The 16,881-nt window shown below is 54.8% G+C and carries 14 protein-coding genes; 13 read left to right on the top strand and 1 reads right to left on the bottom strand.

Features of this window, described 5'->3' with window-relative positions; genetic code table 11:
* Positions 1–157 precede the first annotated feature (157 nt).
* The 6 genes from AC4FIC_RS14140 to AC4FIC_RS14115 all read left to right on the top strand — a co-directional run bounded on the left by AC4FIC_RS14140 (position 158) and on the right by AC4FIC_RS14115 (position 8,828).
* A complete protein-coding gene (locus AC4FIC_RS14140; protein WP_476194855.1) occupies positions 158–2,542 on the top strand; it encodes an Ig-like domain-containing protein in 2,385 nt (794 codons plus the stop codon).
* Entirely contained in the window at positions 2,539–3,075 is a 537-nt protein-coding gene (locus AC4FIC_RS14135; protein ID WP_476451646.1) for a hypothetical protein, read from the top strand. Before AC4FIC_RS14140 ends, AC4FIC_RS14135 begins: the two co-directional genes overlap by 4 nt.
* A gap of 132 nt (positions 3,076–3,207) precedes the next feature.
* Positions 3,208–4,758, top strand: a complete 1,551-nt coding sequence (locus tag AC4FIC_RS14130) for a glutamate synthase-related protein (protein WP_273284501.1) — start codon at positions 3,208–3,210, stop codon at positions 4,756–4,758.
* A 26-nt stretch (positions 4,759–4,784) separates the two neighbouring features.
* Entirely contained in the window at positions 4,785–6,188 is a 1,404-nt protein-coding gene (locus tag AC4FIC_RS14125) for a metallopeptidase TldD-related protein (protein ID WP_476194485.1), read from the top strand.
* A 1-nt stretch (position 6,189) separates the two neighbouring features.
* Positions 6,190–7,767, top strand: a complete 1,578-nt coding sequence (locus tag AC4FIC_RS14120) for a metallopeptidase TldD-related protein (RefSeq protein ID WP_476194857.1) — start codon at positions 6,190–6,192, stop codon at positions 7,765–7,767.
* A 2-nt stretch (positions 7,768–7,769) separates the two neighbouring features.
* Entirely contained in the window at positions 7,770–8,828 is a 1,059-nt protein-coding gene (locus AC4FIC_RS14115; RefSeq protein ID WP_273284495.1) for a class I SAM-dependent methyltransferase, read from the top strand.
* A gap of 126 nt (positions 8,829–8,954) precedes the next feature.
* Here AC4FIC_RS14115 and AC4FIC_RS14110 read toward each other — a convergent pair whose 3' ends face one another.
* Entirely contained in the window at positions 8,955–9,995 is a 1,041-nt protein-coding gene (locus AC4FIC_RS14110; RefSeq protein WP_100257829.1) for a LacI family DNA-binding transcriptional regulator, read from the bottom strand.
* Positions 9,996–10,199: 204 nt separating this feature from the next.
* Between AC4FIC_RS14110 and AC4FIC_RS14105 the strand changes: the two genes are divergently transcribed.
* The 7 genes from AC4FIC_RS14105 to AC4FIC_RS14075 form a co-directional block, all read left to right on the top strand.
* The gene (locus AC4FIC_RS14105; protein WP_100257830.1) at positions 10,200–11,525 is read left to right on the top strand and encodes an ABC transporter substrate-binding protein; all 1,326 of its coding nucleotides are present in this window, start codon (positions 10,200–10,202) and stop codon (positions 11,523–11,525) included.
* Positions 11,526–11,654: 129 nt separating this feature from the next.
* Positions 11,655–12,602 carry a carbohydrate ABC transporter permease gene (locus AC4FIC_RS14100; protein ID WP_100257831.1) on the top strand — a complete coding sequence of 316 codons (948 nt, stop codon included), beginning with the start codon at positions 11,655–11,657 and terminating at the stop codon, positions 12,600–12,602.
* Positions 12,599–13,537: a carbohydrate ABC transporter permease gene (locus tag AC4FIC_RS14095; RefSeq protein ID WP_100257832.1), complete on the top strand. Its 939-nt coding sequence runs from the start codon at positions 12,599–12,601 to the stop codon at positions 13,535–13,537. Before AC4FIC_RS14100 ends, AC4FIC_RS14095 begins: the two co-directional genes overlap by 4 nt.
* Positions 13,534–13,722 (top strand): hypothetical protein, encoded by a 189-nt coding sequence (locus tag AC4FIC_RS14090; RefSeq protein WP_100257833.1) that lies wholly within the window; start codon positions 13,534–13,536, stop codon positions 13,720–13,722. The genes AC4FIC_RS14095 and AC4FIC_RS14090 overlap by 4 nt, the downstream gene beginning before the upstream one ends.
* Positions 13,723–13,725: 3 nt before the next feature.
* Positions 13,726–14,823, top strand: coding sequence for an ABC transporter ATP-binding protein (locus tag AC4FIC_RS14085; RefSeq protein WP_100257834.1), 1,098 nt, complete (start codon positions 13,726–13,728; stop codon positions 14,821–14,823).
* Positions 14,816–15,811, top strand: a complete 996-nt coding sequence (locus AC4FIC_RS14080) for an ABC transporter ATP-binding protein (RefSeq protein WP_100257835.1) — start codon at positions 14,816–14,818, stop codon at positions 15,809–15,811. Before AC4FIC_RS14085 ends, AC4FIC_RS14080 begins: the two co-directional genes overlap by 8 nt.
* A 12-nt stretch (positions 15,812–15,823) precedes the next feature.
* A partial coding sequence (locus AC4FIC_RS14075; protein ID WP_476451651.1) for a dihydroxyacetone kinase subunit DhaK occupies positions 15,824–16,881 on the top strand: 1,058 nt, incomplete at its 3' end.

Raw genomic sequence — 16,881 nt, 5'->3', positions numbered from 1 at the left:
CGGTCACCGTGTCCGGTTTGGCCCAGCTAGACGATCATATTTTGGTCACTCAGGCACTGGCTCTGTATGTGACCCAGCAGGTAAACCACTGAACCTAAGCAGACTGTGCTAAAGAATGTGTTCTGGATTTTAATGACATAACAAGGCGGATGTAATTATGGGTGCAGTGCTTTCATTTGTGCGACCGCCTCTGATTGTTGCTCTGGGCTTGCTGGCAATAGCCTGCAGCCCGAAGGTTACCATAGTGGAGTCGGTTAGTTCGCCGACCCAGTTAGCGCCGACCATGGCCGACCAGACCCTGTCCGACCTGGCCTTTGCCGCGACGGTGCAAGACACCATTAGCTTTAGCGATACCGATTCCAGTTCCTTTACTCTCATTGTGACCGCTCAAGGGGCGCACGGCAGTGTGACCATCACCGATGCGGATACCGGGGCCTTCGATTACGCCCTAACATCGGCCGATGCGCTCAGCGGAGACAGCTTTACCGTACAACTGAGCGACAGTACCTCAACCGTAAGCGCTGTGATCAGTCTCGCCTTTGCCGATGGTACGCCCCCCGTGGTGAGCTTTACCCCGCTCGATGCCGCGGCCAATGTGGCCATAGCCAGCGACCTGGTGTTAAGCAGCGATGATCCGTTGGACAGCGAAACGATCACCGTGCAAAACAGCGCCGGGGTGTGCAGCGGTAGCATTCAATTATCGGCCGACAACTTCTCCACTTGCCTAGCGCTGACCGGCCCGACGATTAGCGATTTGGCACGAACCGTAACGGTTGCCCCGACTCTAACCCTAGCTGAAAAAACCACTTACAAGGTGCGGGCGACCGATGCCCTAACCAACACCTTTGGCACCGCCATCGCCACCGTTGAACAGGGCTTTGCCACGCTAAACGCTTACCTGATAATCAATGAGGTGGGCTCTAGCTATTACTCTAATACCCTACGCTGGTTCGAACTCTACAACGCAACCGGGACCGCTATCGATCTGGCTGAGTACAGTTTTCGCAGTATTTCATATCCGGCTTTACTGTCATCGGGGACCCACTTCGCGCTACCCAGTCAGAATCTATTACCAGGACATTATGTCGTTGTGCGCAGTCAACATGCCACTGGGACCTATGCGGACAACAACCAAGTGGTCTATATCAAGAATGGCTCCGAGTTCCCTTATTGGACGGCCGATGGTTATATCGAACTGATCCACGTTGGCAGCGGCGCCACCATTGACTACGTCGAGTTCGGGCAGAATTATGGCCCGACCGATGCCACCGCCTGGAGCGGAGACAAGGCGACGCTGATCTCAAGCACCAGCTCCTTCGGTCAATCGATCGGTCGTGATGCCAACCACAACGATAGCAATAGCGCGGCCGACTGGACGGCCTTCAATCCTGGCACATTCGGCTCAGTGAACGATGTTGAATGTGCCACCGATGCCGATTTCGATATGATCCCAGATTGCAATGAGGCGGCCGGCAAAACCTTCGCCGGCATGCCGCTGTATGATTGGGGTGCTCGGCCAGGGGTCACCGATATCTTTATTGAAATTGACTATATGAACTCCATCGATGAGGGCGTTACACCGCGCAAGGAGGCGCTCGACAGCGTTGTCGCGGCTTTTGCGCCCCATAATATCGCCATCCACTTCGATGTTGGCGATCTATACGATCAAGACAGTGGCAATTTGGACCCGCTCGATTTCGATCTGGGCGGCGGTCAACAGGTGCCCCTGGCCAATGGCATCTCTTTTTCACCCGTCGATGGCCGGGCCGATTTCTATGACTACAAGGCCGCCTACTTTAATTACGCTCGCCTGCAATTTTTTCATTATCTGATCTTTGCCAATTCGCAAATTCTAGACGGTTCTGCAGGCTCCTCAGGTCTGGCCGAACTGGAGGGCAATGACATTATTGTCACCCTAGGGAACTGGGGACTGAGTGCGGCCGGTGATCTAAACAAACTGATCAACTTCCAGGCCACCACGCTCATGCACGAGCTCGGCCATAATCTAGGCCTCGGTCACGGTGGCAACGAGTCGACTAACTTCAAGCCCAACTACCTCAGCGTGATGAACTACACCTACCAGTTGCGCGGTCTACCGACCATTGGCAGCAACGAAGGCGACCGCATGCATGCCGAGGTGGCCGATGCCTGTGCCACGACCCTCATCAATGGACCAACTGACAGCTATACCAGCTTTGTCTTGGATTTCTCCGACAACAGCTCCATCGCCCTCGATGAAACCAACCTGAATGAAACTCTAGGTTTTGGCCGCACCGGGTCCGGGGCCGTCGATTTCAATTGCGCCAATGGCGCCACAGAAACCGCCTTGAGTGCCGATATTAACAAGGACGCTAGTACCACCACCCTGACCGACCACGACGATTGGGCTAATTTGGTGACCGATTTTGGCGGTCTGAGCACCCTATCGAACCAGGGTGTACAACTAACAGCGCCGGTCGACACGCCCTTTATTGTTTGGCCGGTTCGGGTCCAATATGATCGGTCGCCCTATATAGTTGAAACCTTACAGAGGCCAGAATGATGCATAGAATACTGCTCCCAGCCGTGGCACTGGGCTGCGCGAGCCTGTTCACCGCTTGTCAGGCGTTGCCGCAGCTGACCGAACCGGTGGCAATCTTCTATACGCCCGAAATGACCCAAGGCGTGGTTGCCGACAGTGACGAACTGCGGCTGAAAAACATCCGTTTGTCGCCCTGGCTCTCGGCCATACCCGACTGCCTAGACTGCCGGGTGACCAGTCGGGTAGATGACCGGCCCAGTGGTCCGTCGCACCAGTTCAGCCTGTCTCAGGATGAGAAAATCTACTGGGCCTTTGTCAATGGCAAGACCACGCCTTACCAGACCGACATTGGACGGTTCAGCTTTGTCGATCAACAACTCTATGTGCAAACCGATCCTGCCCAGGCCGCGGTCAAGCTAACCGATAGCCTCATAGTAGCGGACTGCCACTATCAACTGCTCTGGCAGGCGCAGCCCCGCGCCAGCGCCATGGCAGCGAACATCAGCGACGAGCGACCGTTCGTGCACTTCCAAGTGCTCTATCGCTGCAACTAGCCCGCCTCCGTTGGCTCGAGCTTAATCTGCCATGACATGGCCAGCCCTACCAAGGTGCTCGCCGTATAGGCTAAACTTCCTAACAGTCTCGATACCCTATTCGATATTCATATTCACCAGCTAGGAACCACCATGAGCGAACATCCCATTATAGCGGCCAATAAACCGATCAAACTGGCTCTGACTGAAGGTCAGACCTATCATCTGTGTGCCTGTGGTCGTTCCAAGAACCAACCCCATTGTGATGGCTCCCATGCCGGTACCGGCTTTAAGCCCAAGGCCTTAACCGCCGAACGCAGCGAAGATGCTTACTTGTGTGCCTGTAAGCACAGTCAAAACTTCCCCTTCTGCGACGGCACCCATAAGCAATTCAGCGCCGAACAGGTGGGCCAAGAAGGTCCCGGCATCGCGGTAAATGCCGCCAATGCCGCGCCGATCGCTATCCCGACCGTGGAAGAACCGACGGTCAGCTTTATTCACCAATTGGCGCGCGAAGGCTTATCGACGCTGGGTCATCACGGCCCAATGACCTCGATGGGCGTGCCCCGCCATACCCTGCCCCATTGGGATGATATCCAAATCATGGCGGCCCAGATGGCAACCAAACCCCTAATGGAGGCGGTGGCCGTCGGCACCGAATTGATTATTGGCCCGCAATGCCAGAAGCCCCTAGTGCTCAAGATGCCTCTGTTCGTCTCGGACATGAGTTTCGGTGCGCTATCGGAAGAAGCCAAGGTGGCCATGGCGACCGGCGCCGAACTGGCGGGCACGGGCATCTGTTCGGGTGAGGGTGGCATGCTGCCAGAGGAACAGGCCGCCAACAGCCGTTATTTTTATGAACTGGCGAGCGCCGGCTTTGGTTACCGGGAAGAATTGCTCAGCACGGTGCAGGCATTCCATTTCAAGGGCGGTCAGGGTGCTAAGACCGGCACAGGCGGGCATCTGCCGGGCAATAAAAATATCGGCAAGATATCCCAGGTACGCAATATACCTGAGGGTCAATCGGCTATCTCGCCACCGACCTTTAAAGACCTGGTCAGCGCCGACGACTTCAAGCGCTTTGCCGATCGCGTTCGAGAACTGACCGGCGGTATACCGATCGGCTTTAAACTCAGCGCAAACCATATCGAAGCCGATATCCAGTTTGCGCTCGATGCCAGTGCCGACTATATCATTCTCGACGGGCGCGGCGGCGGCACCGGTGCGGCACCAGAAATGTTCCGCGACCACATCAGTGTGCCGACCATTCCGGCCCTGGCTCGCGCCCGGCGGTATCTGGATGAGCAAGGCGCGAGCGGTCGAGTCACCCTGATCGCCACCGGAGGCTTACGCGTGCCGATCGACTTCGTCAAAGCCCTGGCCCTCGGTGCCGATGGCGTCGCTATTTCCAACAGCGCCATGCAGGCGATCGGCTGTGTCGCGGCGCGGATGTGTAACACCAACAACTGCCCAACCGGCATTGCCACACAACGCCCGGAGTTGCGCCAGCGCCTGAATATCGACAAGTCGGCGCGTCAGTTGCAGAACTTTTTCAACGCCTCGACCGAACTGATGTCGGTTATGGCGCGCGCCTGTGGCCATAACCATCTCAACCAATTCAACAAGCACGACCTAGCCACCTGGCACCGCGAGATGGCCCTGCTAACCGGAATTAAATATTCTGGCTTTAGCGATATAGGTTAGGCTGTCGAGATAAATCGGAGACCCCTATGAAGTGGAATGACCACCCGGCGCTTCGCGCCTTGCACCAAAGCCTTACGCGCTATATGGCAGAGCATGCCGATGTCGCCGATTGGCAGATCAGAGCCCAATACAGTGAGGGTTGCCAGTCGCTGTTACTGGGTACAGCGGGCAATGCACTGAGCGTATATCAGGATCGTAGCGTGGACGATTTAGCCCTGAGCTTGACGCTCTATTGCCCATCGCCCGATGGCACCCTGCTGGGGTCGTCGTCCGGTTCGATCGACCCGCGCGCCAACCTAAACGAGCAACTGGCGTTGATTCACAGCAGTGCCCTGCTGGCCATGAATCCGTTCTACCCCCTAGCCGATAAACCAACGGGTGCCTACCCCAAGGTCGAATCGGCCGATGCCCGCTTGGTCAACCACCTGGGCCAGACCCATGCCGATCTGATCGCCCGTATTGCGGCGCATAGCTTGACGTTGCAGGCTGTACAGATCAATAGCGCCGAACTGTTCAGCAATGTCCACCACCAGCTCTTGCAGAGTTCGAACGGCATCGATGCGCGCAAGGTCAGCACCGATCTGTACTTCGAGGTGGCCATGGAACGGGCCCCAGGCCCCAACGATCAAGAGGTGCTGAAATACTGGCATTTTGTCGGCTTGGACGATGCCGATCTGGAAGCGAAACTCGATGCCGTAGCCATCGAGACGCTGATGACCGTAGCCGCTGAGTTACCGCCCAGTCGCGATCAGGCCACCATCTTGATCGACAGTTATGGCATCAGCAAGCTGGTCGCCGCCCTGGTCAATCAACTGGACGCCGCCAGCGAGTTCGCCAAGGGCCCGCATCTATTGCCGGGCGATTCGGTGCTCACCGGCACGCCCCAGGCGGGGACAGACCAACTGTCGGTGAGCGTCGACCCGAGCTTGGCGCAGATGGCCAAAAGCTCCCCCTTTACCGCCGAGGGTCTGATCGCCCAAAAGGCCGAGGTGATCGTCAACAATCAAGTGCTCACCCAGCTGATCGATGCCCGTATGGCCCATTACCTGGGTAAGGCCGTCAATGGCATTAGCGGCAATCTGGTGGTCAACAGCGGCAGTCTGAGCAAGGCCGAGCTACTCAGCAGCGCCAAGGAAGTGATTGAGATACTCGACTTTTCCTCACTCCTGGTCAACGCCGCCACTCTAACCTGGAGCAGCGAAATCAAGCTCGGTCGACTCTATCGCCAGGGCCAGTTTGTCGCCACACTCAAGGGCGGCATCGTGTCCGGTAATGTGCGCGCCAGCCTGGGCGGATTTAAGTTCAGTGCCCAACGGGTCAAACGTAATACGGTCGGTGGCTATTTTGAAGCGGCCAGCGGGTATGACGGCCCCGAACATATGTTGATTTGGACCGGCATTCAGATTGCCGGTCAGGCGGAGAATTCCTAATATGAGCCAGACCCCCTTAACTCGACCGCCATTGCCGGCCGCGCTGAGCGCGTTACAAAAAACCCTGCAACAGTGCGTGCAGGTACTGGAACAGGGTCGGGAAGCCGACTTCTATGCCTTTGCCTGGTATGAGGAGAAGTTCACCCAGGCCGTTGAGGCCAAACAAACCCTGACCACCAGCGTCACCCGTGACAGCGGTGTGGTACTCCGGCTGATGGCCAATGCGGTGCAGTATGAGGTGGCCACCAATGCCCTCGATGCCGACAACCTCCTCGCCAAGGCCACCGATCTGAGGCGCAAGGTCGACGCATTGAACCCGTCCACTATCGCATCCGCCTATGTTCCACTGACCTGGCAGCAAGAGCTGTTGACGCCCTTGCCCGATGACCTAATGGCCCAATTGCCGGCAGATCTCACGCCGACCACGGCGGTCCATTTTGCCCCGCTGTGCGGCCAGGATCCGGCCCAGGTTGAGCTAAAGCAGTTGATCGAGCGGGCCAAAGACTATCGCCAACAGGCGCTGACGTTGGCCGGCCAAGTCCAGGCCGAACAGAGTGACTACCAGCCCATCGCCGATGTCCGGCTGATGCTGCGGCTGCGCACCACCACCACCGTCTTTGTTGATCGCAGCAAAAGTCTGTCGCAAATATTGCCGGTTACCGTCTTGGCCGGGGCGGGCTTTACCGCCGCCGGTCAATCTGGCCGCATCGCGCTAGGCGGCTTGGGCACGCTGGAGCTGATCCAGTTCGGCGCGATCGAGCTCGATACCCTGGCGCGCACGCCCCAACAACTCTCGGTGGCCGAACGTCTGCGCCCCGGTCGCTACATGGTGATCACCGGCCCGGCGCTATCGGGCATTATTGCCCATGAAGCCTTTGGTCATACTCAGGAAGGTGATACCTGGATGAAGGGCCGCAGCATTGCACGCACCCTGCGCGCCAGCGGCACCCGCGTCGGCAACGATCAGGCCAGCATCGTCAACAACCCAGCCCTATTCAGCATGGAAGGCCAGGCGGCCGGCAGCAACGGCAGCTATTATTTTGATAACGAAGGTCAGCTGGCCCGCGCGCAGACCATTCTCGATCGGGGTCTGCTCTCGACCCCGATGACCGACCTGACCTCGGCGCTCAAGCTGGCGGTGCCGCGCACCGCCAATGGCAAACGGGAAAGCTGGCGTCGCCCCCTGATGACTCGACAGACCAACACCTACTTTACCCCGGGCGATAAGAGCCTGGACGAACTGATTGCCCTGGTGCCAGAGGGCTATTTGGCCGTTGCCCCCAACGGCGGCATGGAAGATCCAAAGGGTGGCAGCCTGACCGCCGGCACCGGTTATTTCGAAGAGATCCGCGCCGGAAAATTAACCGGCAAGTTGCTGATTGGCCCATCCGGTGGCCATATCGAACTGACCGATTCGGTGTTCGATATGCTCGACAACATTCAGGCCAAGACCGATGTTCAGCATCCGGGTCGCGTACCGCCGACCCAATTGGGCGGCTGCGGTAAATACCATAAGGAGTTGGTCGATGCCGGCGTCGGTGGGCCCTATATTCTGTGGCGCAGCGTCGCATGCGGCTAAGCGTGAACAACACGCAGTTCAACTTGGCGGCACTGGCCGACACGCTGCTCAACCCACAGCTGAGTTTTGACCAACGTTGTAGCGCACTCGATGACTTTGCCGCACATTGCGCCGCCGTTACCGGCATCACCCCGGACCGAACCTTCTCGGCCTGGGCTGAAGACAGTGTCTTGACCTCGGGGGTGGCCATTAATCCGGCCGCGGCCGCCTTTTGCATCAAGGACTACCAACGCACCTTACAATTTATCGCCGGCATCCAGGCCGCACTCTGCGCGCTGGACCAACGCTTGCCGGCGCGACCCATTCGAGTGCTCTATGCCGGCTGTGGACCCTTTGCTACTCTATTGCTGCCGCTCTTGAGCCAGTGGTCGGAAGGTCGACTGGACTGCCATCTGCTCGATATTCATGCCCAATCGTTGCACAGCGTGCAAGCGCTGGTGGCCGACTGCCAGCTCGAGGCGATTAACCTCAGCTATCACTGCGCCGATGCCTGCCATTGGTCAAGCGCAGAACGCTTCGATTTAATTATTGCCGAAACGCTGCAAAAAGCGCTCGAACAGGAACCCCAATGGGCGGTGACCGCTAATTTGAGTCGCCTGCTTAAACCCCAGGGTATTTTTATTCCCGAACAAATTACGCTCAACCTATGGGCCGCACATTGGGACCAAGAACAACGCTATAGCCAACGGCAAGATCCCGCCGACTTACCAGCCTTGGTCGACGAATTTGAGCGACACTTTTTGCATTGTGCCGTGCAACTCAGGGCCGATACGGTGTTGTTGCAGCGGCCCATTGCCGATCCCCGAGCACTGGTCGCCCAGGTTGTAGATCTGGGCCAATTCAGCGTTGCCGATAGCATCCCCGCGCATCGATTCGACCTCATCGTGGCCACCACCCTACATATTTATGCGGATATTCATCTGCACGAGTATGATTGCGATCTAACGCGCAGCTATAAATTCTACGACTGGTCACCGCTCGCGCCGGGCCAAAGTTTTCGGGTCTACTACGAATTAGGGCCCTATCCGCGGGTGCGCATCGATCGGCTCGATCGAGGATAGGAATGCCCAGGATGGCGATAACCACCTCCAGCGGAGGGTCTTTTTGTGCGGGCCTATGCACCGATTGGGAAAGCGCACCCGGAGCTGTAAGTGACTATACGACTTAGCTGGAAAGACGAGCGGTGGTTAGATATTGGATCGCAACAGTATGTCGATGCGGATCTCTTCTTGTGACTCAACAGTCTGACGTCGGTCTACAATGCCTTTGAGGCGACGAATGGCGACCCGCACCAAATGGCCAGCGTCCTGGGCAATTACGCCGTCCAGTGACCTATCGCGAAGTGCCTGTTCAGTGAACGGCGTACGCTCATGTGCAATTTTAATGATTGCTGGGTCGATGCCCAATGCTGCGAGAATTGAAAGAGGCATACGGGCTTCAGAAGCCATCACATAAATGCCTATAATATCTGGATTGACCCTTAAATTGATTGCGATAATAGATCGTGCCCGTTCTTCATTGCCATAGGTCTCAAGCGAGGGAAGACCACGTAGGTTGGGGAAGTTTTCATTAATCTCTTTATCGAAACCCAAACGGCGTTCCATGCTATCGCGTGACTGCATACGCTCGGAAATCACCATAATGGAGCCTGTACGCCCACCAGAGCATTGACCAAGTAACAGCCCCGCTGTTGCCCCTGCAGCTTGGTTATCTATGCCAACCCAGTCGGCATCCATTTTGGTTTGGTTTGAGACAAACGGTAATACGGCCACGCCACGTTCTTGCAGGCGCATTATTGCATCGCGGACCTGTGGCGTTTCCGGTGACATAATTGCAACACCGGCGACATCTTTTTTCGCCAACGACGCAAGATAAGTCGCAATACTATGCGGATCATTTTCGTCGATGTATTGAACTTCGCACCACACATGATCGGCAGAATAAACAACCGCAGCCTCTTTTATTCGTTGAATAATTTGCTCGAGGAACTGGCCGCCCGATCGAGGCAAGGCAAAAATAAATCGATAGGTTTGTGACTTGGCTAAATTCGCAGCCTGGAGGTTGCGCACAAATCCCAAGGTCGCGATAGCATGATTGACCCGGTCGACCGTGTTTTGTTTTACCCCTTCGCGCCCATTCAAAACGCGGTCCACTGTGGCAAGGCTAACACCCGCGGCCTTTGCAAGATCTTTCGTGGTAGGTCTGGGCATGGCGTCAAGCAGCCTCATTGTGGCATTTCCTTAAAATTATCCCCTATCTAGCGACCCTCAACAAGAGGCACGCCTTCCTATATAGACCTTATATCACAAAAAATGAGGTACGTGACTAAAAAAGTCCTTGCCCTGACGTACGTACCTCATATAAAGTAAATTCGAGTCAAAGGCGCAGCAAAGGAGTTGAGCCTGACTTTAAACCTTGTGAGGAAACATCTAATGAAAACAAAAAAAATGATGACGACAGTTGCAGCGGGCGCAATCCTTGTTGGTGGCTTATCCACGGCAACCGCAGCAGAAGAGTTAACCCTATGTTGGGCTGCTTGGGACCCAGCGAATGCGCTGATCGAACTAAGCAAAGACTTCGAAGCACAGTCCGGCCACACGATGAATTTTGAATTTGTGCCTTGGACGAGCTTCGCTGACCGTATGCTGAATGAGCTGAACTCAGGTGGCCAACTGTGCGATCTGATGATTGGCGATAGCCAATGGATTGGTGGCGGCGCGGAAAATGGCCACTATGTAAAACTGAACGACTTCTTTGATGCCAAAGGCATCGACATGAATGATTTCATCCCTGCGACTGTCACGGGCTACGCGGAATGGCCAAAAAATACACCTAACTATTATGCCATGCCTGCGTTCGGTGACGTCGTTGGCTGGACCTATCGAAAAGACTGGTTCGAGCGCCCCGAGATTCAAGCAGAGTTCCAAGACAAATATGGTCGCGCGCTTGACGTTCCCGCAACGTTAGCGGAGCTAAAAGATATTGCCCAGTTCTTCCAAGGTCGAGACATAGATGGTACCACCGTTTACGGTGCTGCCATCTATACTGAGCGAGGATCCGAGGGAATCACTATGGGTGTGACCAATGCCCTGTATAACTATGGCTTCCTCTATGAAAACCCTGCAAAGCCTTACGATCTAGAGGGTTTTGTAAATTCCGATGGCGCCGTTGCGGGTCTGGAATATTACAAAGAACTATATGATACTGGCACCCCCCCAGGATCGTCCAACTGGTACATGGGTGAAAACATCGATGCCTTCCGCTCTGGCCAGGTCGCGATGCAGATGAACTTTGCTTTCGTCTGGCCAGGTGTTGAGGCCGACGCTAATGTAGGTGGTGGCAAATCCGGTTACTTCCCGAACCCAGCAGGTCCGGCAGGTCAGTTCGCACAACTGGGCGGTCAGGGAATATCTGTGGTAGCTTATTCAGAGAAACAAGACGCTGCATTGGAATACCTCCAGTGGTTTGCCAAGCCTGAGGTTCAGTCGAATTGGTGGGAGCTAGGTGGCTATTCTGCTCTGCGCTCAGTGGTCGAAGATCCGAATTTCGCAACCAGCCAGCCCTATGCGCAGACCTTCCTAGACAGCATGGCGATCGTCAAGGACTTCTGGGCGGAGCCTGCCTATGCCGATCTCTTGATCGCGATGCAACAACGTTTGCATAACTACGTTATTGCCGGTCAAGGTACAGCCGAAGAAGCGCTTGACGGATTGACTCGTGATTGGACCGAAGTCTTTGAGGATGAAGGTAAACTCTAATCCACTCGGTCTGCTATCAGACCATTTTAAATACTGCCCTCTGGTGGGTCATTGGATCCGCTAGAGGGGCTATAGCATCAAACTGACACCCGCTGCAGATATTCTTCTGCGCATGTAGGAGTACCTTATATGAGCGTTCCCATTTTCAACCGGGCTGCCGCTGCGACGCCCGAAGGGATATCTCGCCGTCTAAAAGGGCTTTCCGATCGGACGATTGCTTGGATATTCGTAGCACCGACCATCTTTCTGCTGCTAGCAGTCAATATCTTCCCGCTGATCTGGACTATCCGACTCAGCTTCACCAATTTTCGCGTCAATAGACCCAATAATGATGTCGACTGGGTCGGTTTACGAAACTATAAACGAATTCTATCTGATCCTGATGTTTGGAACACAATGCAGGCCACGGCACATTTCCTGATGTGGACGATCACTTTGCAGGTGCTAATCGGATTTACATTGGCCTATCTGATTAACAAAAAGTTCAAAGGCAACGACCTGTGGACGACTGTTATTGTCTTCCCCATGATGCTGTCCCCTGCGGTCGTGGGCAACTTTTGGACCTTTCTCTATCAGCCTCAGATTGGCTTATTCAATTATGTGGTGTCCTTCTTTACCGGAGCCGATCCGGCGAGCTTTTCGATGATTGGTGATGTGAATTTGGCACCGTGGGCGATCGTCATTGCCGATACTTGGATGTGGACCCCCTTTGTGATGTTGATTTGTTTGGCCGGCTTGAGGTCGATACCCGACAGCATTTATGAAGCTGCCGAATGTGATCGTGCATCTAAGTGGCGCCAGTTTTGGACAATAACTATTCCGATGGCGCTGCCGTTTTTGATGTTGGCCGTCCTGTTCCGAGGTATAGAAAACTTTAAAATGTTTGATCTAGTGGTTCAACTAACGGGCGGAGGTCCGGGCGATATAACCACTCTAACCTCTATCGACCTCAAACGTGAAGCCTTCGAAAAATGGCGTACAGGCTATTCCTCAGCCTATGCCGTGATCCTCTTTGTCACCGTGTTCGGCCTCGCGTCGATCTATGTCAAAGCCTTAAATAAGGCGAAAGAACGATGAGTTTTTCAGCTATAGAACCAACCAATCGGACCAAGTGGTTCGCAGGCATTTTGGTGGTGAGCTATGCCATCATAACCTTAGTCCCCCTGCTGTGGATCATCGCTACGGGTTTTAAATCCCCAGCCGATTCAATTGCCTATCCACCCGTTGTGATGTTTGAGCCAACGCTGGAAGGTTACGTGAATTTGTTTACCGATCGCACCCGGGCAACCGATGGGATGCTCGAGGACGCAGGGCCACCCCTCACCTGGTACGACCAAATAACCAGAGATCGTGGCACAGTGATATTAGGCCCATCACGCTATGGTGAGCGATTCTTAAATTCGGTTATTATTGGCTTTGGATCCACAGCACTGTGCATGATCCTCGGCACGATGGCGGCCTATGCGTTCAGTCGCTTCAAGGTGCCGATGAAGGACGACCTATTGTTCTTTATTCTGTCCACACGCATGATGCCACCGATTGCCGTGGCGATCCCAATCTACTTGATGTATCGCAATCTCGGATTAAACGACACGCATATCGGGATGATTTTGCTTTATACGGCAGTGAACCTGTCCTTGTCGGTCTGGTTACTAAAAGGCTTCATCGACGAAATACCAATTGAATACGAAGAAGCAGCCCTGATCGATGGCTACACCCGGTTTCAGGCATTCTACAAAGTTGTTTTGCCGCAAGCGGCTACGGGTATTGCTTCGACTGCTATCTTCTGTTTGATCTATGCATGGAATGAATATGCCTTTGCGGTACTGCTAACCTCAGGCACGGCGCAAACCGCACCACCCTTTATACCAACGATTATGGGTACGAGCGGCAAAGATTGGCCTGCTGTGGCAGCCGGTGCCACTATATTTTTGGTCCCAGTCATGGTGTTCACCATCCTATTGCGCAAGCATCTTCTGCGCGGGATCACCTTTGGAGCGGTTCGCAAATGATGAACATAATCAATGGCTTACTACAGCTCCGTCGAGGCCCGTGGGAAATGGTTGCGACCACCCTCATTGTCCTGGGTGTTTTTATGTTGATGCAGCCCTTTGCGATTTGGCTCTACAGTTACTCATTCATTGTTACCCTAACTGGCACGGTGATGTTCATCGTCGTTAGCCATTTCTCGGAGTAAACCATGGCGCAAATTATAATTGAAAACGTCCGCAAAGATTTCGGGTCGTTTAACGCCGTCAAGTCCTCCTCCTTCACCGTTGAGGATGGCGAATTTTTCATGCTGCTGGGACCTTCCGGCTGCGGAAAGACAACGACGCTACGGATGATGGCGGGACTGGAATTGCCGACATCGGGTGAGATCTATATAGACGGCGAAGAAGTGGGTCAAAAGCCTGCGAGTCAGCGAGATATAGCCTTCGTGTTCCAGATGTTCGCACTTTATCCTCATATGAATGTGGGCAAAAACATTAGTTATCCTTTGTTGTCACAGGGCATGCCCAAGGCGCAAGTCAAAAAGAAGGTCCATGAAATTGCCGAGATACTTGGTATCACTGAGATATTAAACAAACCTGTTGGCAGCTTGTCAGGCGGCGACCGCCAGCGTGTGGCACTTGGCCGCGCAATCGTGCGAGATCCTAAGGCATTTTTTATGGATGAGCCGTTGGGTGCTTTGGATGCGGAGTTTCGCGAGCATATGTCTGAGGAGCTCCGCGCGCTGCATGATCGAATAGGGGCCACGACCGTCTATGTAACCCACGACCAGCTCGAGGCCATGCAGATGGGCGACAAGATTGTGGTTATGAACCATGGCTCGATCGAGCAGTTTGGGGTGCCGCAAGATATTTATGACTGGCCCGCCAGCAAGTTTGTTGCACAGTTTCTTGGCTCGCCGCCGATGAACTTACTCGAGTTTAATGGCATGGTCGATATCGGCGCTAAACAAGTCCGCATGGGCGATATCACAATGGATATTCCGCCTAGTTTAGAGGGTGCTAACGGCGCCTTGTCGTTCGGTATTCGACCAGAGCATGTCAAGCTTGATGACAGCGCTCGTTATCGCGGCCGTGTGAAGGCTGTTGAATACCTCGGCACAACTCAAATCGTCTTGCTGGACACACCCAATGGCGTGCTCAAGGCCCGGTTGCCGAGCTCAGATCCGGTCACTATAGGGGCAACAACGGGGATGATCTTTGATCCACGAACCATCACCCTGTTTGATTCTCAGACGGGCAAAGCGCTCCGCTCGCAGGCAAATCAAGGAGTGTTGACTCATGGCTGAAGTTATATTAACCGACGTATCTAAATCATTTGCGGCAGATGTGGCACTGGAAAATGTCTCGATGACGGTTCCAAATGGGTCATTCGTGGTGCTGCTCGGGCCAACAGGCGCCGGCAAAACAACAATACTGCGCATGGTGTCTGGACTGGACCAGCCTGACCAGGGTGCTATCAGCATCGGTGGGCGGGATACCGCGGGACTGACGCCCGCGCAGCGTGATGTGGCGATGGTCTTTCAGCAGTATTCTCTGTACCCCCACCTGACTGTCCGCCAGAACCTTGAGTTTCCCCTTAAGTCCCCAATTCTGCGCACCCCACAGGCCGAGATTGATCGTAAAGTGGGTGAGGTGGCCGAAATATTACAAATCAGTCACAAACTCGGAAATAAGGCCACAGCCCTTTCCGGTGGTGAGATGCAGCGGGTGTCTATTGGTCGAGCGCTGGTGCGGAACCCAGCAGTTTATTTGATGGACGAACCGCTAAGTTCTCTGGATGCAAAACTGCGCTCAGACCTGCGAATTGAAATTAAAAGCATACAAGCAGATTCCGGGGCGACCCTCCTCTACGTGACCCATGATCAGATCGAAGCTATGACTATGGCGACCCATGTAGGGGTTTTAGACAACGGCAAGCTGGTGCAATTTGGCAGCCCGCGCGAAATCTATGAGAACCCGGTCAGCATGTATGCTGCCAGCCGACTGGGTCAGCCTCGCATCAATCTGCTGCCAGCAGATGTATTTGCCGGCGCGCCACATTCTGCCACCCATATCGGCCTGCGGCCTGAGCAGATAGTGCAAGGCGAGGGTGAGGAGAGCTTGGTCCAACGGGTCGAGCATCTGGGTGATCAAACACGCCTGCATCTAATGTTCAGATCTCATAATCTAATCACCGTGACGAACTCACACACCACATTAAAACGCGGCGATGTTGTAAAAATTCGCCCTGACAAACCATTTTACTTCGACGCTAATGGCGCTCGTTTGGCTTAAGGAACAAGGGCTATGAAACAGTTTATTAACGCAAAAGAAAATATGGTAACCGAGGCCATCGATGGCGCGATCGCCTCCTCTGGCGGCGCCCTGACTCGACTGGATGGCTACCCACACTTACGTGTCGTCGTACGCGCAGACTGGGACAAGACCAAGGTTGCCTTGGTCTCTGGCGGGGGCTCCGGTCACGAACCGGCCCATGCTGGTTTCGTGGGCGCCGGCATGCTAACGGCAGCCGTCTGTGGGGATGTGTTTGCATCGCCATCGGTCGCTGCGGTGCTCGCAGGCATTCTTGCAGTTACCGGCCCGGCTGGGTGCTTATTGATCGTCAAAAACTACACTGGTGACCGATTAAATTTTGGCCTGGCAGCTGAGCGGGCTCGGGCCTTTGGCTATAAGGTCAGTATGGTCATTGTCGATGATGACGTCGCCCTGCCGGATTTACCACAGGCCCGCGGATTGGCCGGGACCCTGTTTGTCCATAAGATCGTCGGCGCCATGGCTGAAAACGGTGCCACTCTGGCAGCTTGCACATCGGCAGCACAGCGGGTCGTTAATGGTTGTCGCAGCATCGGCATGTCGTTGGATACTTGCACAGTACCCGGGTCGGTAAAAGAAGACCGTATTCCCGAAGACATGGCTGAATTGGGCCTTGGCATCCACGGCGAAGCAGGCGTGCAACAGGTATCTTGCTTAGGCGCACAAGACGCGGTGGCAAAGGTCGTTGATAAGTTGTCCGTGACCCTGCCCAATACACCCCATGTCGTGCTGGTCAATAATTTTGGCGGCACGTCGGTACTCGAAATGTCAATTCTGACTCATGATTTATTGTCTTCGCCCATCGGTGAGCAGGTTCAGTTAATTGTCGGCCCCGCCTCGATGATGACGGCGTTGGACATGCACGGGTTTTCGATATCGATGATGGAGCTGGCGGAAGGCGATGCGGCCTTGCTTGCCCAGCCGGTCAGCTGTGCCGGTTGGCCGGGCTGCCATAGGGTGCAGGCGCCTGCTCTGCTGCCGCTGCCGGATGGCTTGTCACCCATCCGCTCGCCTGCCTCGGCACACCCCCC

It is taken from the genome of Reinekea sp. (assembly GCF_982785585.1).
The sequence above is the reverse complement of the archived record's forward strand: the minus strand, read 5'-3'. Positions and strand labels throughout refer to the sequence as shown.